This is a genomic window from Glaciecola petra (assembly GCF_031846345.1).
Lineage (GTDB): Bacteria > Pseudomonadota > Gammaproteobacteria > Enterobacterales > Alteromonadaceae > Glaciecola > Glaciecola petra.
On sequence record NZ_JAVRHX010000001.1, the window covers coordinates 585,304 to 604,090 of the forward strand.

Consider the following 18,787-nt stretch of genomic DNA (forward strand, 5'->3'; position numbering starts at 1 on the left):
AAACATCACTTGGTATGGTGTTCTTAAGTTGTAGCTAAGTAATAAATGCAACTTTAACGGTAGTGCCGTTTTGGCTACTGACCGAAAGTTGCCAGCTTTGATGTGCACAAAGCCGTTTAACAATTGATAAGCCAAATCCGAAGCCTGTGCTTTTAGTTCCTTTGATGGCAGGCTCAGTTACATTATCAGAAATACTGGGCTCTATTCCCGGGCCGGTATCCTGTATTACAAGCGCGTTATCTAAATAGCTAATATTTACCTCACCAGAGAGGGTATATTGAAAGGCATTACTGAGTAAGTTGTCGAGCAATACTTTTAACATACCTGGTTGCGCATATATTCGTGTGTGGCAACTATTAGCAATATTGATGTCGACTTTTTTACCAACAAGTAATGCACGGTTGTCGATAGTTGACTGTTCAATTAATGGCATTAGCTGAACGTTTTCTTTGCCTTGTGAAGTGTTTTCTTCGCGCGCTAACATCAACAGAGTGTAAACGGTTTTTTCCATTTTTTCAGAGGCTTCAGCAATACGGTGCAAAAGCTTTTTGTCTTCGCTATTGCTAGTGGTTTGAGTAGTCAATAATTCAGCGGCGTTTTTTATGATAGCAAGTGGGGTGCGCAATTCATGACTTACATCACGCGTAAAGCACTTCTCGCGGTCTAATGTTAAAGATATGCGATGCAAAGATTTTTCTATGGTACTCGCTAAAATCCCTACTTCGTTATTAGGATAGTGTTTAGAAAAACCTCTAGGAATAACTTCTGGCTCGACGCCATCGACCAATTCAGCCAATTCCTTAAGCGGGCGAGTTGTTTTTCTGCTAATTAACCAGGCGATTAAACACGCAAAAATAGAAACGAATAATGTACTGATACTCAGAAATTGAATAACGCCACTTCGAATGGGTCTCACAAACAATTCATTGCTCACTTCAGCAACCAGAAATGTATTCTCATATTGTGGAAAAGTATAGAGATGATAATGCTTACCGTTGTTACCCGTAAATTCTGTGCGCCTTGGCTCTTCTACTGAAATTTCCATGAAATCAGCAGGAAAAGTGGCTTTAGTAAAATGCAGTTGCATGTTGGGTCTTCTTGTTGGCGGCCATTCGCCCGTTTGTTGATATCCAAAGGACAAATATTCAGCCTCTAATTGGATTTCTTTTCGAAAGAAGTTATCTTCTAAGGTGTACATGAGTAAAAAAGAAATAAGGCCATAAACGGCAGATATAGCAAAGGTAAAAATGCAGAACTGAATGACAATACGACGACTTAAGCTATGAAATTTATCTGGTCTTTCAATCATTATTTGCACTCTCTGCATTGTCGCTTACTAGCACAAAACCAACACCAAATACTGTTTTGAGCATAGGAAAGGGAAAGGGCTTATCTATTGCATTACGTAATTGATAAATATGAGAACGCATTGCGTCTGATTCTGTCGGCTCATCACCCCAAAGCTTAAAATTTAACTGCGAACGGCTAACTACTTGTGGGTAAGCTTCAGCGAGTATAGTAAGAATCTTAAATCCCATGCTGCTTAGCTCAAGCGTTGAGTTTTCACGCATGGCAGTCCGTCGTTTTCTATCCAGTACTAAAGGCCCTATTACTAGCTTATCATTTGTGTGCAGCAAATGTCTGCGCGAAAGGGCTAAGCAACGCACTTCAAGTTCTTGTAGAGAAAATGGCTTACTTAAATAGTCGTCTGTTCCAACGGTAAACCCTTCCACTTTATCTTCGAGGCTATCTCTTGCTGTCAGCATTAAAATTGGGATGTGACGGTCGGCTCTTTCTCTAATATTTTGACACACTTCTGTGCCATCCATTCCGGGTAAATGTAAATCAAGAATAATTAAATCGTAGTAGTTTTGTAGGGCCAGTTCGAGGCCTTGATTGCCCCGAACTGCGAAATCCAATACATGTCCCTTTTGCTCAAAAAATTCAGCAATATTTTTGGCAATATTTTGCTCATCTTCTATCAGCAGTATCTGCAAAGGGGGCAATGTATTCATGCAAATCTCCTCACATGTATTGGCACTAAGGTTTTCATTGGGTCAAGGTGTTTAACATCTCAATCGCCGGTTTAAAATCAGGTGTGACCGTCAGTAACTGGCGCAAAGTCGTAAGGGCCGCCTCGTTTTTACCTAACTGGTGTTGCACGGTAGCAATTTTTAAATCTATCCGTGGATTGTTGAGCTCTTCTTTTGCCAAGCTCATTAGGACTAGCGCATTTTCCAGTTCAACTTTATCGACTGCCACTTTTAGATAATAATACCCATACATGCCTACAAGAGGAATATTATATTGCCCTTTGGAATCAGTAAGTGCTTTTTCAGCCTCTTTACTGCCGCTTAAAACTTTAGCGACTAAAGCCAATGTTGCATCATCTTTATAAGCAGGCATAGGTTTGATTTTAATACCTATAGATTTAAGCAACTCTTTAGCAACCGATACAGTGGAGGATGGGTTTTGACCTGTGATTAAACGTCCGTCAACAGCAACATGGTTTAACATGATGTCACTAGATTCGAATTTTGCCCCTCGTTCAATAATTTTGTCCTCGAGCATAAACTCAAAATCATTTATCCACTTTTTACCAAATAGCTTTTCTTCCTGGTTAGTAAATCCGTTTACCACTTTATTTGTAATTAAGTAACTGCCATCATTTAGTTTAACGTCAACCAGCGCAGCAGGGCCATGACAAACCGCAGCCACCGAGCCCTGTTGCTGATAAATATCGGCAATTAAGTTCTGCAATGGCTTACTTTTAGGTAAATCAAACATTGCACCTTTGCCACCAACTACAAACACTCCATCGTAGTCTGTGGCAGTTAAAGCAGCGATTGACAACGTATTATTTAGTTTGGCCATTATTGCATTATCACCTAAGATAGCGGCGTTGTATGGTGTGCTGGGATCATATTTGTCGGCTTCTACCTGACCACCTAAAGGGCTAGCAATATCTACTTGTATACCGTGATGCTTAAAAACTAGATAAGCCTTTGAGAACTCACCAAATTCATAACCAGGAGTTTCTTTTCCTGCTTGTTGGCCATAACCGCTAAGTACCATTAGTATTTTTTTATTGTGTGAATCGGCGAATGAATTCACCGAATTTAACAAAAATAAAGTTAAGATAATCGTTTGTATAAATTGTTGTATTAACTTTTTCATCGTGCTTCCTTTAATAGAGTTGTCATCACTTTCTCAAACTATCTGTGAAAAGGATGTGAAATAAAGTACAAACTTATTGTTCGGCCATTAATTGACGAACCGAACTAGATAAACTGTTTTTACTGGCAGCAATTCCCAGCAGCGTGACAGATAATAAGATCACAAACAAGGTAACGCCGAGCCATAGAAAATCAGGCTTGTAGGTCAATGAAAATTGAGATTGATAAATGAGTAAACCCGCGACATAAGTACCAGAAATAGAGCCAATAGCGGCTATTGCACCCGTCACAATCCACTCAATGATATTAAGCTTTAGACAAGTCGATTTATCAAAGCCAAAGCTCATGATGATAGCGTTTTTCTTTTTTTCTTTATCTTCTAATGAGGTAATCGAGGCTAAAATAACGATACTTGCTAGTATGATGATTAACACGGCAAAGCCGCTAATAACATGGGTAATCATTGATAGCATGGCATCAAATCTGGCTGTCATTTCTTTGAGTGACACCATGCGCAGTGAAGGGTGCTGTTGCCATAAATCACCTAATAATGAAAATTGGGTTTCAGCTAATTCTAAACTGGCCATATTATATTGCGGGGCCTGCAAGTAAGCTAACGCATATGATGGCATTTGTACCCAAAATGTTATTGAACCTGCTCCAGGTTTAAATGCGTGACTGGCTACAATAGTAAATTCAACACTTTGCGAACCTACAGAAAAAGTCATTAGGTCACCTAGAGATAAACCTAGATCGGTCATCACCTCCTGTTCTATTGAAATTTGTTGCCAGTTTTTAGTGTCCTTTGGCCACCATTGGCCATCGACTACACGGTTATTAGTGGGTATATTGTCGGCCCAATGTAATCTGATAGAGCGCTGAAAAGTTGCCATACTATCACTTGGTTTATCGCTAAATTGTGATAAGTGCTGTCCGTTCACTTCAGTTAATTTTGCGTAGATAAATGGCTTGCGCTGCCGAATATCAATATCATGTTCTGCGGCCCATGCTTGGATGAACTGCATTTGATGTTGAGTAGCTTGCGACACCATCAAGTTGCCATCATGCTGGCGCTTGTAAGCGCTCATTGTATTGCCCAGATCTTTCATTAACATTAAAGTAAACAACAATAAAAACGCACATAATCCAACGCCAAGAATCTGGGTGCTTTTGCCGACCAATCGTTGTTTCATCATAAAGAGTGCAAAAGGCATCAAGCCAGAGAAACCCTGAGTGAACTTTTCTCCTAATGATAGCCCCAGCCAACTAGTTACCAATATCAATAGTACACTTATTAGCATTGCCAATAGCACCATCGAAGTGAGTAGGCCATTGTCGGAATATGCAAAGGCAATACTGGCTAACACGACCATTGCACTAAAAATTGATATCCAATAACTGACTTTACGCTGGGTATTGGTTACTAGTTGGGCCACGGAGCTTTTTTTAAGGCTGGCCCATACAGGTAACTGAAATATCAAGAATAAGGCACCCACTGCCATCGCAGATTGTAATGCCAAGCCCATGTGCCATTGCCAGTTCAGGTCGTTTAATGTTGAACTAAGCCAATCAACAAGTAGCCAATGGCTGAACGCAGAAAACAATAAAACGAAAGGCAGCATGATTAAAAAACGAAAACACCATTTTAAAATCGAAATTTGCATTCCTGTTATTTTACTCGCACCAAGACTCATACATACAGCGCTAAAATACTGTTCTTTTTGCATTTGTATACGCGTGAGCTGCTCGATAGCAATGGCCGCCATAAAAAATAGAATAATAGAAGCAAGGCCAATGAAGTTCTCAGTCCTTTTCCAGAATAATGCAAGTGGATGAGCCCCTTGTTTATGACGAACCTGTGCTGCAGGTAAATGCAGTTTTTGCCATTCGAGGATTTGTTCAGATTGTTTTGGGCCAAGAGCGAAAAGATAACGATGATTTATAATGTCTTGAGGCACATTTATATGGCTAAGGTCATTGCGATTGATCAAAGCGCGCATGTCTACATTGTGCCCCTCCATCAAGCGATCAGGTTCGTGGAGTAAAATCTTCGTGACCAAAAAAGCTTGATCAGCAATGGTAAGCGTTTCACCGATGGTGACAGATAGACTGGATAGCAAGCGCGGATCAAGCCATATTTCTCCAGATTCGGGGCCAGTGAGTGAAAATTCGGGCGCCTCATCTAATGATGCTGTCGTTAGCAATTCTCCTTCTAGCGGGTAATCACTCGCGACCGCTTTCAACATAGTGCGTTGCCACTTTCCATTATGGGTTAACGTCGTAATTAGGTTTTGCGTCAATACCATTTTCTCAGACATATTAATGAGTGCACGTTGCTGGGATTCATTCAATACTTGTTGTTGACTAATCACCAAATCCGCACCCAATAAATTTGCTAGGTTATTCTCTAAATAGTTTTGTATACTTTGGCTGGTTAGACTCAAGGTGACGATAAATCCCATCAATATCCCTTGTGTCCAATGCATAAATCTTTGATGTGTTAAGTGCCTCTCTTGCTGATAAAAATGCCAAGCCAGTTTGTAGGTTTGTATATTCATCATGCCACCCCTGGCTGAAGTTGTTGCGTAACCCTACAAGCCTCGTTTTCTAAAGAGAACACATGCTCAGCTCGAGCCGCTAGTTCGGTACTGTGAGTGACAAGGACCAAACCGGCGCCGTTTTGCTGACAGCAAGAAAATAAGATATCGGCAACCGCTTTAGCGCTGTTTACATCTAAATTGCCGGTGGGTTCATCGGCAAAAATGAATTTTGGCTTAAACACTAAGGCCCGAGCAATTGCTACACGCTGCTGCTCACCACCACTCAATTGCTGAGGCTTGTGGTCAAGCCGGTGCCCTAATCCAACTTTTATTAAGTATTCTTTAGCTTGCGATTCAGCATTCTTGTTTCCACGAAGCTTTAGGGGCAAGGCTACATTGCTTAAAGCAGTGAGTTCTGGCAGTAAGTGAAATTGTTGAAATATAAAACCAATGTCTTCTCTCAATAAACTTAGTGGACCGGTTTTTGAATTTGATACACAATGGATATCGCCTTTTGCCGGTATCTCAAGACCCGACATCAACATTAAAAGACTGGATTTCCCAGAACCAGAAGGACCAGTGATAGCATAGGACTGCCCTTGAACTATCGATAAATTAAGATCGCTAAACAGCTCGACTTTTGTATCGTTGTTGTTGAAAGACTGACCCACGCCAATTAACTGGATTTGTGTAGTGTTTTTTACCAACATAATTTTGTCCAATAGTGATTATTGCACCTGATGTTAGTTGGTAGTTTGTGAAACGGGTGTGAATTCCCCAAGATATCTTAGATAATCTGTTCACTCAGACAGTAAATATTTTATTTAACTTAGTTTGGGGTAAGTTAATTTCTAGTAAGCTGAACGTTCAGACTTCTCTCGATATAGTATTCAACATATTCTGGCAGTCCTTGTGCGCCAGACATTATCTCGAATCGCTCGTGTAATAAGTCATTTGGATCGTTTTCAAGATGCACTATACGCCAAGTGTTAAGTGGCTGTTTTTCTTCACCGCTTACGCCATGAGTCACATGGAATAAAGGCTGTTTTTGCGTAGCATATAGGACCTGCCCTGCATCATCTTCGACCTTAGGTAAGCCAATAAATGTTACTTGTTGATTTGAATGATTCAAATAACAAGCTTCTATCACTGTGCCATAACTTTGCGGCTGCAACCACAACCGTTGCTCTGAAACACGGATGAATACTACATCACCGTTTTTCAGTATTTGACGTCCCCAAGCACGAGCAGTTCCTTCCTTGACTACACTACTGATGAAAAGGTCGGGGCGGGCGGCTTTTTTAACCTCCATTTCCCAAAGTTGAGTTCGAGTCAAGCTGAGCCCTTCAACACTAGGGTAGTCATTTACTATAACCCGATTCACATCCAATGGTTGAAGTTCTATGCTTGTGTAGCCTGATTTATTCCATGCTTTATAAAAAATTTCTTCATGGTTGTCTAGGTTCATTGTTAACACCTTAAAAATGGTTTAATTTGGCCTTGTATTTTGTATTAGCGTCAATGGCAGTCACCTTGTCACACACTTGATTTAATAGTAATTGCCATCAACCTTCGAGTTAATGGCACTACGATTAAACTGAATGGAAACGCCACTAACATTGCAATGAGCCATGAATTTGGCCACTTAACAAAAGCTTCGCTTAAAGTTGTTGATTCTAAAATTAACATGGTCGCTGACATGACGCCGGACATTAGAAATGACATTACAAATGAAAACGCAAGCGCTTCTAATTTATGTGGAATCATTTGAGTAATCTCCTTCATATCTGTTATTTATTGTCTTGTAAATGCGACAATGTATCTTTGAGCTGCTTTACTAAGAGATCATTTGTAAGTAACCCTTTGTCAGTATCAAAATTCTTGAAAAATTCAGGTATAGACAAAGACGCTACTACTTTGCCAGCAAAGTAATGTGCAGATTCGACGGCTAAAGACAAAACACTTCTCGCACCACCTGGTCCAGGTGATGTTGATAAAAACACGAGTGGTTTGTCTTGGTATACTTTTTGGTTTACGCGAGTAGCCCAATCAAAAAGGTTTTTGTATGCCACGGTGTAGTTACCATTATGTTCAGCAAGCGATATTAATAGCGCGTCAACTTTTGCAATTTTATCTAGGAATCTAGAGGCTGGATCTGGGATGCCTTGTTTTTCCTCTAAATCAATACTGTAAATAGGCATTTCATAGTCATTAATATCCAAAAACTCGATATCGCCATCGGGTATTAGACTAGAGGCATATTTTATAAGATCTTTGTTAATAGACTTGAGACTGTTACTGGCTGCTAATGCTAGAATTTTCATGGTTATTTCCTCTATTGTGTAAATATTAGTTTTTGGACAACGACTTAATTTGACCTAGTTTGCCTGCAGCATATGCGGCTTCAATCCTTGCTACTTCAGCCTCATTGCTCATTACAAAAGGGCCCTTTTGAACAAAGCTTTCATTAACGGGGGCAGAAGCAAACAAAACAAAGTGTGCTTTAGAGCTTGCTACATTCGTTAACTCAATCAAATTGGTGTCAAAACCTGACATCGTTTTGATACCAAGCGCTTTACCTGCTTGCATGGTAATTTCCTCGCCTCCAGCGTTTAGTTTAATTTCGCCAGTTAATAGATATAGCCAGCCATTCTCCTTCGCTTGCAAGTCATGAGTGAACTTACAACCAGTATCAAGCTCTCCATCTAGAATAGTCATAGGTAACGCAGGTGATACCGCACCTTCAGTTTGATTACTGTTTCCAAGTACAACTCGAACGCGCAGGCCATCTTTTGTAATGATTGGCATATCTTTAGCTTTCACATGCAGCGATTCGGGCGGATCATGTTTCATTAAGTGTGGCAGATTGATAAATACTTGAAGGCCATGAGTATTCGCTCCATCTCTAGGCTTCTCATCATGCACAGCACCAGAGGCAGCCTTTAACCAATACAAGTCGCCAGGCATTAAATCAAAGTCATTACCTAGTGAATCTTGGTTGTGAAATTTACCTACACTGTCTTCAAAAAGGACAGTCACCGCCGAAAGACCAGCGTGAGGGTGAGCACCAAAAGTAGGTTTGCTCATATGGTAATGATCTACCATGACTAAAGGGTCCATGGCGCCAACGAAATTATTGTGACGAAAGGTACTTGCTGTAAAACCGTTTCCAATATTTAGTTTATTGCCTTTTTGTGGTGCACTAAATGTAACGCTCGAAAATATCTGTGCAGTCCGGCTCTCTGCTAACATGGGATTGGTGTTCATTTTAAAGTCTCCTGTTTATTTTGAGTAAATCACTGTGCTAATAACCACGATTTAGAGGATAGCAATCAAAAATTAGAACGTGTAGACTCAAAAAATGAATGTATCGTTCTATACTTGGAACGAACTTAGGAGCATAACGGGTTATGATTGATTTAAATGACTATTTCTATTTTATTCATGTCGTGGAAAAACGCGGTTTCTCTCCTGCCGCAGACGCATTAAACATGCCTAAATCGCGCCTCAGCAGGCACGTATCTCAACTAGAGGCAAGACTTGATACTCGACTGATACAAAGAACTTCCCGCCAGTTTAATGTGACAGAAGCCGGCGAGCTATTTTACGAGCATGCGCGCAAAGTGATAGAAGGCATGGAAATTGCCGAAGCAGCGTTTCAACATCGAAAAGCAACATTAAGTGGTCATGTAAGCTTTAGTTGCTCGTTTGGCGTTGCGCAGTTTGCGCTTCAAGAAATTGTTTTTGAGTTTCTGGCTAAACATCCAAATGTGAAACTCATCCAACAGGTTAGCAACCAAAGTGTCGACCTTGTTGCTTCTGGGATAGATATGGCAATAAGAGGGCATATGGATACCATGCCAGATTCGAGTATTATTCAAAGACGCTTAGCGAATGTTTCTTGGCATTTGTTCGCGAGTCCTGAATATCTCGATAAAACGGGTACGCCAACGTCACCTAAAGATCTACAACAAAGACAAGGTTTAAAGGTAGGTTGGCAGCCTGCACAGGGGCATTGGAATCTAGAAAACAGTAGTGGAGGCAAGTCCACCATTTCCTTTACTCCTAAATTGTGCAGCGATGACATGACTACCTTAAAACAAGCAGCAGCAAAAAATTTTGGGATTGTAAGCTTGCCCGCTTATACATGCAGAGCCGAATTAGATAACGGAACCTTGGTAAGAGTTTTACCTGATTGGACGGCAGGGTGCGCGCAATTAAGTTTAATTACTCCTTCTCGACTCGGCCAATCACCAGTTGTTCGCACTCTTGCAGATTACTTCGTGAACAATGTGAATGCTCGGGTTGGAGATAAACCGAATTGAAGATTGGTAAGCTCTGTCATATATCCTCACATTTTTTTTACGTGTTTTGAAAATCCCCCCAAAATGTACTTTCGGTAATAAATTGCGTACTTTCTGTCAAGAGTAAGTACCCCTTTATCTATTAATATTGTTTTCTACGAAATTAGTAAGTTTTACTTTAATAAACAATTTCAATGAGGAATAAACAAATGATAGATAAAAAATCTGAAGATTGGCAAAAAGCACCTTTATGGGTTTCATTCGGACTTCTGGGATTTAAAGATCGCAAACAAACACTTCTGAGCATCATTCTGCTAGTGATATGTGGACTAACGTTTTTTGTTTATGGCGGATGGGGAGAGCCTATTAGTTTAAATGCCTCGGCCTGGCTGGGTTTGTATTTGCTCGCAGTTACATGGTTTGCCGCAGCATTTCGCTGGGCAGATCGCAAAAACTTATGGTCTTCAACCTAATGAAGCAGCCACTGAAGGAGTACTTGACGTATGTATAAATTTTTCTCATCAGTCGCTGTAGTCTATTGCAGTTTCGCTTTAGCAGGTTGCGGTATAGTCAACAAAGTACGTCTAATGAACGCCAATAATGGGATCGAGCCTATATGGGAGCAAAATCAAACTATTGCGACGCCTGAGGCTGATTATGTATATGCCAAGCCTTATATTTACGTTTCCATTGATGGCGTTAAGAAGGTAAAGCTGCTGATTGACACGGGCTCATCCATTTCAATGCTATTCGATACGCCGAAAATTAAACAATTACAGCTTGAACAAGGCTACGAGTTAACGATAGGTGGTTATGGAGGGCATCAACACACGCCTGCTTTCCAAACTAAGATCAATACCTTAGTTATTGATTCTATTGCTTACAAAGATGTTAATTTTGGATATATCCCACTTTCTGAAACTCGGTTTTTTATACGGCCCGATCAAGCAGGGTTTGATGGTGTCGTTGGCAACGATATATTAAAGGACCTTGTTTGGTATTTTAATCGTGATGCTAATCTAGTGACTGTTCATAAAACCCTACCAAAAGCTATCTCAAACATGAAACCCGAGTGGATCCCATTTGATACTTTTTTTGGCAAAATCAGTTTTCCTGCCAAGATTACATTCTCTGACCATGTGTTGGAGCGCGATATCATATTGGACACAGGCAGCAGATATCACATGAGTATTAACGATGCATACTTTGGTGGCGGTAAAGCATTTCCTTCTCCTTCAATACAGTCAGCTGGATATAGTCTCAGTGGAATGGCAACCCACTTCAAAGCAAACACGCCACTTGTGGAAGTCGGAAACTTACGGCTTGAAAATGTAGTGACTAACATTATTCAAGAAGATGAAGATGATTTTTGGACCTTAGGCAGTGCACTATTGAGTCAGTATGAGATAGTTATCGATTATCCAAATATGAGGTTAGCTTTTATTCAGCGAAAAGGACATTCTTTCAAAAGCCAATATAATTTACTGGGTTTAGAATTGAGAAAGTTACAAAACGGAAATTTTGTCGTTGTATACAGTTCGCCTGACTTGCCAGCCAAAGCACTCAATTTTAAAATAGGCACCGAAATTAATAAAATCAACGGCGTTAAATCACAGTTATATACCGTGGATGAGTGGCAAGAATTAGCTTCAAAAGAGGGGCTGTTTGAGTTTTGTGTTCATGAGAGTGACATTTGTGAGCGTGTTAGCGCTGCTCCGATTGAAGGTTTTTCGATGTAAGGTGGAACAGTACGATGCCAAAAGGGGTTTGTCAGGTAGTCCCTTTTGTACATGCTACGGTTGGTCATCATCATTATTGGTAATTTCCTAAAGTCTTTTAGCAAACTTTAGGCACAGTCTGGACTGGCCAACTATTTGGCCGAATGGTCATTAACAGTGAAGATTACTACTGCTTTTCAAATTAGTGCCTTGTTGCGGGTGTTTGAGGGTGTCGAGGCGCGGTTTGATGAGGTAAAAGGCAATTTGCCGGTATTTTTTTTGTGGTTAGACATTATTTGGGTCTCAGCCGTTTTTGATGAAGAAATGTTTTCCGAGCTTTAACGGTCACCATGATATAAAAAGCTCGGCCTAAATCATGTTTAATTTCAAGGAAGCCTTAATGGACGTATTCGAAGTCACGAAGGATAATTACCAAGAACTTATCGAAATCTGGGAGGCCTCAGTTCGTGCAACTCATGACTTTTTACCAGAGGAAAGTATTGTTGAACTAAAGCCTCTTATTCTTCAACATTATTTTGATGCTGTAGACCTTCGCTGCACTAAGCAAGGTGAAAAAATCACTGGTTTTATAGGGGTTGCAGATTCAAATATTGAAATGCTCTTTGTTAAACCACAGCATTTTGGTGCAGGTATTGGTCGTAATTTAATTCAATATGCCGTAGACAATTTGGATGCATCAAAAGTTGATGTAAACGAGCAAAATCCAAATGCTATAGGCTTCTATGAAAAAGTAGGTTTTAAAAGAATTGGGAGGTCTGAATTAGACGGTCAAGGCAATTCATTCCCACTAATACACATGGTGCTCGGTTAAATTAACAAAATAATAAGTGGATTTTGGAAAGAGCGACCAACACCGTTTATTGTTAATGATAGCGAGGATGGTTATTCTAATTCCCACGCTTATATTTATTGGTAATATTGGAGAAGTATTGCCCCTAAACTTGGCGCTTTGCTTGAATTGATACCATTTGGAGAAGCTGAACGCAGACCAATAAGTCCTACCCAATGCGTTGAAAGTATTTTACTCTGACACTATTAAATCGGAATAAAGCACCGCTCTGCTATATTCAACTAAGGCTCTTTTAGGTTCAATTGCCGTGAAATGTGCTAACAATGTGTTTTGGTATAAAACTATAGCCCTGACTGTCTCAATATAAACTCCGCGTTTTCCATAGATAGCAAATCGACAATTGAACCACCATTTTCGATATATGCTTTTGCTATTTGATAGCCCACCCAATAGCCCACATCTCTGGGCATCGAATCGACATCGGAATAAAGCCATGCCGAAAAATTCGACGATAGCATCGTCGCCTGAAAATCAGCAATAAGTTGCTTATTTTTACTTAAGCCAAATTCAGCTCTTTTATCGTCTAAGGTTTAAGCTGCACCAGCAGTTAATTCTGCAATATAGTCAGCACTCCCTTCGAGTATCGAAATCTCTAGTAAATTTAAACTAAAGCTAAGATGTTTTTCATTATATTTCTCAGTAGAACGATATCAATTTTTACCGATTGAGCACTCTTAACATTGTTAAATCAGATGAAACTCGCTTCTCATTTCTTCTTCTCTCAAAGGCATGATTGCCTGATATGCCTCACTTTTATACCAAGCTCTAGCGTTCTCGATGTCAGGGAACTGTATACTTACTTTTAACTTATGTTGCGCTTCACCGTTAACCACTTCAACATCTCCTTTATCAATGAATTTGCCATTAAATGGGGTCAGCGTTTCTGCTGCTAAGGCGCTATATTGAGGCACTTTATCTATTGGTGTAAGGTCGACAACCACAAAGTTTGTGGTCTATTTTCTCTTTGTTGATTAAAGTTAGTTCAAAGTCGGGGTTTATGCTTCGACTGCCAAATGTGAAATGCAATGACAAGTATGACAATCACAACAAAACCGAGCAGGGCATCTTTAATCACCAAATCAATTCTGTTGTTTACAAGATAAATGTCGGGTTTCCCTGTTTTCCACAGCGTCCATTGCGTTGCGATATCTGAAGCAAACGCTTCATCGTTACCCGTTTGAAACATAATAAAACCACTACCATTGCTTGGGTCAAATCGAACCGAAGCATTCAGGAATGGAGATTTACCGCCATGTCCAATGACATACCCTTCCTTGGTCGGAGCAAAAAGCATTACGCCAGTACCCCAAATATACTGGCCGCCAACGCTAGCAATTGGAGCTCGCATTTGATTCAAGCTTTGTTTGCTCAGTAAGTTTGGGAACCCGTCACCTCTGAAGGTGGAGTTGAGGTTTGCCTTTAGCAATTTATGCATATCAATGATGTTTGTATACAGGCCTGTAGCAGCAAGTGATGTGTAATTAGGATATTCGCGCAGTGTTTCATTCTCACCATAGTACTGTGCTAGCAATGGCTCATTTCTATCAACCTGAAATTGAGTATTGCTTAGATTAAGGGGGGCAAATATTTCTTCGTACATAAAATCAGAAAAAGTCATTCCGCTCACATCTTGAATAATCAATTGAATTAAGTTGTAGCTTCCTCCTGAATAGTCCCATTGACTGCCAGGCTCTTGAGTGACAATAACGCGTCCACTAACTTCTGGGTCTGCATCAGCAGCTTGGGTTAGGTGCTCGACTAGCGGTTGAATTTCTTCATTGGGAGCAAAACCATCGTGACCTAAACCATCTTCTATTCCAGCGGTATGACTGAGCAATAATCGTAGAGTAACCTTGTTATTATCAAAGTTACTCGCAGGTAATGCCCAGCTTTTCAAATAGGTACTAACGGGGGTATCTAAATCTAATTTCCCTTGTTCGACTAGGCGCATGACACCCATCGCAGTCACCCACTTACCGACAGAAGCAACACCAAAGACTGACTGTTCATCAACAGGTTCACCTTTTGAATAAAAGTAAGTATGTACTATTTCACCGCTTTCAATTAACGCTACAACTGCATTACCTTTTGCTTGCTCTTTGATTGTAATATTTAGAGCATTGGTGAATCCGTTATTATCATCGGTTTCACTCCATGGCGTTAACAACCAGCCCTGCATCAAAGCCGTTATGCGAAGTGCTCCCCAAGCTGTCGACAACAGCGCGATTATTAGCAAAGACACTATAAACTTTTTCATACCTACCCCCTATAGTTTGCATCTATTCTCGTTTATCAGGAAGTACCAAAATTGATAATGCGTTCAAGAAGAATGACCGACCGTACATATCTCATCGATATGACTGCTGCGCCCTATACTGGGTAAGAATTCTCTGAGCCTATTATCGTGCGCATTGTCTAAAACATATGACCTAAAGTTTAACTTGTTACTGAGCGGATAACAAAAAACAGTCAATTCACATCAGTTTCACAATAACGTCTGCAAAATAAACGAAATCGTTAATTAGTAAGAGAGTTATCTATGAGATCTTTGTTTAAGCTTTTGGCCATATGCACAATGTTTGGAACGCTTGTTCTTGGAGTAGGCGTTTCAGCAGCCCCAAAATACTCACTAGAGCCAATACGTTTTGCCCAGTTGAATGATGTAAGGTTGGCGTTCAAGGATTCTGCGCACGGAGATGTTGTCGTTATTTTTGATGCTGGCTTTGGTACCGATCAAGAAACCTGGCAACTGGTCATAAATGCATTGCCTGCAAGTATTCGCACGATAACCTATTCAAGAGCGGGCATAGGCAAGTCCTCAGCAGTTTCGAAACCAAGAGCAATTCTCAATCATCTTGAAGACTTAAGAGCCTTGAAAGCTTATCTAGATATAAATCAACCCTTTATATATGTTACTCACTCATATAGCGGTTTAATCGCGAGTGAATACGCTGAAGCCTTTCCTAAAGAACTAAAGGGCATGGTAATGGTCGAGCCTGCAACCCTATCTCAACGCCATCAGTTCAAAGCGATAGATGCACAGTTCATAAAGCGTGAAGATATTATGCTGCTGCAATACATGCCTGAACATTTAGTCGCAGACTATAAGCTGCTCATTGAACAAATGGACAACGCTTGTAAACACACTCGAGCGCTTCCCAAAAATATACCTGTTCATGTAATAACAGCTGGTCAAGTAAGCAATGAACCTTTTGCTTTTAATGAAACAGAGCAAGGCAAGGCGCTTTGGATCAAGCAACATAGTGAGTTAATTAGCAACCAAGAACGTCAAGTCCACCATATAGTTGATTCGCCAGATCACAATCTTCATAAAACGCACCCAGAGCTTGTCGCGAACAGCATTCTTGCATTAGTCAATTCTCGGCGTGATAAATAATGTCTTTATTTAAACATCATTGTCAGTATATTTTTGCACTCTCTTTTATATTTCTACAGGGCTGTTCATCTGTGCCGAAAGCACTGGATGATAGAGCACAAATCGACTTAAAAAATACTCCATTAATGATTGAAGCCGTAAATGAAGTGGGCCGATATACTGTGAAAAATAATGAAAGTATGAATCATTTCATGGGCGTGTTAACACCTTTGTATTTAGTAGGTGATAGATATGTAAAGACTAACAAAGTCATGGCGTTGATCAACTCTAGCGCCGATGACTTCTCAGAGCGACTGGGTAAAAGAGTTGCCCGAGCACTAACAGAACAAGGGTATAAAGTACAACAACTGGCTCACAACAACAGGTCTGCCCCAAGCAATGTATCTTTGACTTTAACTTTAGTGTCGATGGGCTTTAGTGATGATGACCATGCAGGTAAATATGTTCCATTTATGTATGTTCAAGCCCGCATAACTGACATTAGTAAGCGGCAAATTTATTATGACCAGCGTTTTGCCATTGGCAATAAATCAGAGGCAGGACAATCGTCTATTTATATTCCAAACAGCGTTGCATTTAATGGCTTTGACAATTTAATAAAAAATCCTGAAAAAGCAAGTCATTCATTTGATGCACTTGTAGAAAAAATGGCAAACACAATTGCACTGCACATTGCCACTGACTAGTTGATGAAGTCTATCTTATCAAACCGTATTATGTTTCGTCTGCCTCCCCACCTGACTCAATTTTTGCTGATTAAGAACTCCGAGGACAGTTACCGCAATAGATAAGGCTAACAACTCTCTACTTCCAAAATATTATTGGTAGAACGTCGTTGACTGTTAAGTAAAGTGCTAACATCAAAGCAATTAACGTTATCAGAGCATCAAAGCTCTTGAGCTTCTTTTCTTTGGCATACAACAATGCCGCTATCAAACAGGCGAAGGGAAAGCCTGCACTGACTACGGCCAATGATATACTTGCGGCGGTCTGCTCACCAAAGTCTAAAAAACTCTGTTGCGAATATAGATACACAGGTATTGCTAACAAACATAATACTGAAAAGGGCAATAAAATTGGATTTATACCTTTTTTGAAGCCCCTTACAGACACTACAGCACCCCTCGCTATCAATACTATCAAGGCAAAACACCCCAAAATAAGTACAAACCAATTCAATAATAAGAAGCTCAAAGACGATTTTTTATAGGTATTTAGTCCATCACTTATAAACGCGAACTGACCATCGTGATAGTAAACGTGAGAGGTATTTATTCTGCCATCTCGCCTGTAAAGGAATTTACCTACAGTGGTAATTTCAAACTCTTCCTGTTGAAGTGAATATACCTTAAACCCGGACTCTGTCGCAGTTAGATAAATACTGTTAAACATGTAGTCTAACCAGTGGAATTCAAGCATGTTGTTCGGCGAGAGGATATACAGGCCTGAAATATCCTGTTGCGGGTTATTGAAAGAACCAGCCTCATAGTTTTCAGTGGCTTTTCTCACGTTGAGTTGATTGATTAACGTGCGGTTGAAATCGTCGTATAGTGCGCTTTCATTGTCGGTGTTTATCGCAAAAAAATAACCTTTTTTTTCCTCTGGGAAAAGACAAAGGTTAGCATAAAAACCGAATGTTTCGCCCGGATGACAATAGCCTATAGCACCATGTCTATCTCTTTTTGCTAGAGCAAGTCCATGCCCATGTTCAAGCCCAGACTCAAAAGCAAAAGTCCCTTTTGGAACGCCTAGTCTATTCATTAGCGCTGCTTGCACGATACGTTCATTGTCACTCATCCCGTTTCCTAACAGAAATTGGATAAATTGACTCATATCATTAACCGTTGTCGTAAATTGTCCCGCTGGTCTCAGTAGCATTGGAACCGCAATCTGCGGGTTTGTACCCTCAAAATATCCCATGGCAAGCCGCGAGTCACTCCCTTGTGTGACGAAGTTAAATGTACTGTCATTCATGTTCAACTTTTCCAACAACGAGTCCATGTAGTCTTCATAGTCTTTACGTGTAACGGCTTGAATAATCATGCCGAGTAAACTGTAACCCATGTTTGAATAGGAATATTGGGTTCCTGGTTCAAAGCGCGGAGTTAAAATATGAGGATCAGTATTTAAAAATGCTTCCGCTAGAGGAGTATCGGGTTTAGTGCTCGAATTGAGTAACTGCCACATTTTGATGTTATCCAAACCAGAGGTGTGCGCTAATAAATGCTCAATGGTTATTGGTGCATTATTCGACCAATGGTTTTGCCAGTCTAATGTAGGAAGCAAGTCCTCAACTGAATCGTTTAAATGAATCTTCCCAGTGGTTATAAGGTGCAAAACACCGACAGCCAAAACAACTTTGCCTACTGAACCTACCTGCACCTTGGTGTCCAATTGCATACGACGATTTGACTTAATATTTGCAAACCCCGAAAAAGAGGAATTTTTTTGGCCATCATCAAATGTCGTCCAAACAATACCCGCCAAATCATAGTCGGCGAGAAGTTGCTGTATTTCGGCTTGCTGTTCGTTTGCATTCGATGTCAATGACGAAAGACAAAACAGCAAGAATGCCAATGTGTATCGATAAAAGCTTCTAAAACAACGGCTAATTTCACAAAAAAACATGTCTTAATCATACCTATTTTAAACAGACCGCCGTTTGCCATCTAAACAGCGAGTTAATTCTGAGTTCCACTATTCAATTAATGTTGTGAAATAAATGTGAAAAAGCAGTAGCAACGATATTACTTAAAATGCTGCACACCAAAATTTTGTGTC

At 40.2% G+C, this 18,787-nt stretch carries 20 protein-coding genes; 7 read left to right on the forward strand and 13 right to left on the reverse strand.

Features of this window, described 5'->3' with window-relative positions; genetic code table 11:
* Positions 1-34 precede the first annotated feature (34 nt).
* The 9 genes from RM552_RS02580 to RM552_RS02620 form a co-directional block, all read right to left on the reverse strand.
* Complete coding sequence (locus RM552_RS02580) at positions 35-1,309, reverse strand: sensor histidine kinase (RefSeq protein WP_311367232.1); 1,275 nt, start codon at positions 1,307-1,309, stop codon at positions 35-37.
* Positions 1,302-2,015, reverse strand: a complete 714-nt coding sequence (locus RM552_RS02585; protein WP_311367233.1) for a response regulator transcription factor — start codon at positions 2,013-2,015, stop codon at positions 1,302-1,304. Before RM552_RS02585 ends, RM552_RS02580 begins: the two co-directional genes overlap by 8 nt.
* Before the next feature lie 34 nt (positions 2,016-2,049).
* Positions 2,050-3,177 (reverse strand): DJ-1/PfpI family protein, encoded by a 1,128-nt coding sequence (locus RM552_RS02590; protein ID WP_311367234.1) that lies wholly within the window; start codon positions 3,175-3,177, stop codon positions 2,050-2,052.
* A gap of 73 nt (positions 3,178-3,250) precedes the next feature.
* Positions 3,251-5,737, reverse strand: coding sequence for an ABC transporter permease (locus tag RM552_RS02595; protein WP_311367235.1), 2,487 nt, complete (start codon positions 5,735-5,737; stop codon positions 3,251-3,253).
* Positions 5,734-6,426, reverse strand: coding sequence for an ABC transporter ATP-binding protein (locus RM552_RS02600; protein WP_311367236.1), 693 nt, complete (start codon positions 6,424-6,426; stop codon positions 5,734-5,736). The genes RM552_RS02595 and RM552_RS02600 overlap by 4 nt, the downstream gene beginning before the upstream one ends.
* A 134-nt stretch (positions 6,427-6,560) precedes the next feature.
* Positions 6,561-7,184 carry a hypothetical protein gene (locus tag RM552_RS02605; protein ID WP_311367237.1) on the reverse strand — a complete coding sequence of 208 codons (624 nt, stop codon included), beginning with the start codon at positions 7,182-7,184 and terminating at the stop codon, positions 6,561-6,563.
* 68 nt (positions 7,185-7,252) lie between these two features.
* Positions 7,253-7,483 (reverse strand): DUF2798 domain-containing protein, encoded by a 231-nt coding sequence (locus tag RM552_RS02610; protein WP_311367238.1) that lies wholly within the window; start codon positions 7,481-7,483, stop codon positions 7,253-7,255.
* Positions 7,484-7,506: 23 nt separating this feature from the next.
* Entirely contained in the window at positions 7,507-8,040 is a 534-nt protein-coding gene (locus RM552_RS02615; RefSeq protein ID WP_311367239.1) for an NADPH-dependent FMN reductase, read from the reverse strand.
* Between the two features lie 25 nt (positions 8,041-8,065).
* On the reverse strand, positions 8,066-8,983 hold the full coding sequence (locus tag RM552_RS02620) for a pirin family protein (RefSeq protein ID WP_311367240.1): 918 nt from the start codon (positions 8,981-8,983) through the stop codon (positions 8,066-8,068).
* Between the two features lie 143 nt (positions 8,984-9,126).
* On the opposite strand from RM552_RS02620, the gene RM552_RS02625 reads away from it, so the two are divergent.
* The 5 genes from RM552_RS02625 (at position 9,127) to RM552_RS02645 (ending at position 12,570) form a co-directional block, all read left to right on the forward strand.
* Complete coding sequence (locus RM552_RS02625) at positions 9,127-10,041, forward strand: LysR substrate-binding domain-containing protein (RefSeq protein ID WP_311367241.1); 915 nt, start codon at positions 9,127-9,129, stop codon at positions 10,039-10,041.
* Between the two features lie 188 nt (positions 10,042-10,229).
* Positions 10,230-10,493 (forward strand): hypothetical protein, encoded by a 264-nt coding sequence (locus RM552_RS02630; RefSeq protein ID WP_311367242.1) that lies wholly within the window; start codon positions 10,230-10,232, stop codon positions 10,491-10,493.
* Between the two features lie 30 nt (positions 10,494-10,523).
* The gene (locus tag RM552_RS02635) at positions 10,524-11,759 is read left to right on the forward strand and encodes an aspartyl protease family protein (protein WP_311367243.1); all 1,236 of its coding nucleotides are present in this window, start codon (positions 10,524-10,526) and stop codon (positions 11,757-11,759) included.
* 156 nt (positions 11,760-11,915) lie between these two features.
* Entirely contained in the window at positions 11,916-12,080 is a 165-nt protein-coding gene (locus tag RM552_RS02640) for a hypothetical protein (RefSeq protein ID WP_311367244.1), read from the forward strand.
* A 58-nt stretch (positions 12,081-12,138) separates the two neighbouring features.
* Positions 12,139-12,570, forward strand: coding sequence for a GNAT family N-acetyltransferase (locus tag RM552_RS02645; RefSeq protein WP_311368259.1), 432 nt, complete (start codon positions 12,139-12,141; stop codon positions 12,568-12,570).
* 320 nt (positions 12,571-12,890) lie between these two features.
* Here the strand turns inward: RM552_RS02645 and RM552_RS02650 are convergent, their stop codons facing one another.
* The 3 genes from RM552_RS02650 to RM552_RS02660 all read right to left on the reverse strand — a co-directional run bounded on the left by RM552_RS02650 (position 12,891) and on the right by RM552_RS02660 (position 14,866).
* Positions 12,891-13,088 (reverse strand): DUF2268 domain-containing putative Zn-dependent protease, encoded by a 198-nt coding sequence (locus tag RM552_RS02650; RefSeq protein WP_311368260.1) that lies wholly within the window; start codon positions 13,086-13,088, stop codon positions 12,891-12,893.
* 204 nt (positions 13,089-13,292) lie between these two features.
* A complete protein-coding gene (locus RM552_RS02655) occupies positions 13,293-13,550 on the reverse strand; it encodes a DUF1330 domain-containing protein (protein WP_311367245.1) in 258 nt (85 codons plus the stop codon).
* A gap of 41 nt (positions 13,551-13,591) precedes the next feature.
* Positions 13,592-14,866, reverse strand: coding sequence for a serine hydrolase domain-containing protein (locus tag RM552_RS02660; protein WP_311367246.1), 1,275 nt, complete (start codon positions 14,864-14,866; stop codon positions 13,592-13,594).
* Positions 14,867-15,148: 282 nt separating this feature from the next.
* Here RM552_RS02660 and RM552_RS02665 point away from each other — a divergent pair, with 282 nt between their 5' ends.
* Positions 15,149-16,006: an alpha/beta fold hydrolase gene (locus RM552_RS02665; protein ID WP_311367247.1), complete on the forward strand. Its 858-nt coding sequence runs from the start codon at positions 15,149-15,151 to the stop codon at positions 16,004-16,006.
* On the forward strand, positions 16,006-16,692 hold the full coding sequence (locus tag RM552_RS02670; protein ID WP_311367248.1) for a hypothetical protein: 687 nt from the start codon (positions 16,006-16,008) through the stop codon (positions 16,690-16,692). Before RM552_RS02665 ends, RM552_RS02670 begins: the two co-directional genes overlap by 1 nt.
* Positions 16,693-16,810: 118 nt before the next feature.
* On the opposite strand, the gene RM552_RS02675 is transcribed toward RM552_RS02670, so the two are convergent.
* Positions 16,811-18,634, reverse strand: a complete 1,824-nt coding sequence (locus RM552_RS02675) for a serine hydrolase domain-containing protein (RefSeq protein ID WP_311367249.1) — start codon at positions 18,632-18,634, stop codon at positions 16,811-16,813.
* Between the last annotated feature and the right edge of the window lie 153 nt (positions 18,635-18,787).

Bases quoted from the DNA above. Each gene is read 5' to 3' on its own strand.
- RM552_RS02580 (WP_311367232.1), bottom strand. From the start codon at position 1,309: ATGATTGAAAGACCAGATAAATTTCATAGCTTAAGTCGTCGTATTGTC.
- RM552_RS02585 (WP_311367233.1), bottom strand. From the start codon at position 2,015: ATGAATACATTGCCCCCTTTGCAGATACTGCTGATAGAAGATGAGCAA.
- RM552_RS02590 (WP_311367234.1), bottom strand. From the start codon at position 3,177: ATGAAAAAGTTAATACAACAATTTATACAAACGATTATCTTAACTTTA.
- RM552_RS02595 (WP_311367235.1), bottom strand. From the start codon at position 5,737: ATGATGAATATACAAACCTACAAACTGGCTTGGCATTTTTATCAGCAA.
- RM552_RS02600 (WP_311367236.1), bottom strand. From the start codon at position 6,426: ATGTTGGTAAAAAACACTACACAAATCCAGTTAATTGGCGTGGGTCAG.
- RM552_RS02605 (WP_311367237.1), bottom strand. From the start codon at position 7,184: ATGAACCTAGACAACCATGAAGAAATTTTTTATAAAGCATGGAATAAA.
- RM552_RS02610 (WP_311367238.1), bottom strand. From the start codon at position 7,483: ATGATTCCACATAAATTAGAAGCGCTTGCGTTTTCATTTGTAATGTCA.
- RM552_RS02615 (WP_311367239.1), bottom strand. From the start codon at position 8,040: ATGAAAATTCTAGCATTAGCAGCCAGTAACAGTCTCAAGTCTATTAAC.
- RM552_RS02620 (WP_311367240.1), bottom strand. From the start codon at position 8,983: ATGAACACCAATCCCATGTTAGCAGAGAGCCGGACTGCACAGATATTT.
- RM552_RS02625 (WP_311367241.1), top strand. From the start codon at position 9,127: ATGATTGATTTAAATGACTATTTCTATTTTATTCATGTCGTGGAAAAA.
- RM552_RS02630 (WP_311367242.1), top strand. From the start codon at position 10,230: ATGATAGATAAAAAATCTGAAGATTGGCAAAAAGCACCTTTATGGGTT.
- RM552_RS02635 (WP_311367243.1), top strand. From the start codon at position 10,524: ATGTATAAATTTTTCTCATCAGTCGCTGTAGTCTATTGCAGTTTCGCT.
- RM552_RS02645 (WP_311368259.1), top strand. From the start codon at position 12,139: ATGGACGTATTCGAAGTCACGAAGGATAATTACCAAGAACTTATCGAA.
- RM552_RS02660 (WP_311367246.1), bottom strand. From the start codon at position 14,866: ATGAAAAAGTTTATAGTGTCTTTGCTAATAATCGCGCTGTTGTCGACA.
- RM552_RS02665 (WP_311367247.1), top strand. From the start codon at position 15,149: ATGAGATCTTTGTTTAAGCTTTTGGCCATATGCACAATGTTTGGAACG.
- RM552_RS02670 (WP_311367248.1), top strand. From the start codon at position 16,006: ATGTCTTTATTTAAACATCATTGTCAGTATATTTTTGCACTCTCTTTT.
- RM552_RS02675 (WP_311367249.1), bottom strand. From the start codon at position 18,634: ATGTTTTTTTGTGAAATTAGCCGTTGTTTTAGAAGCTTTTATCGATAC.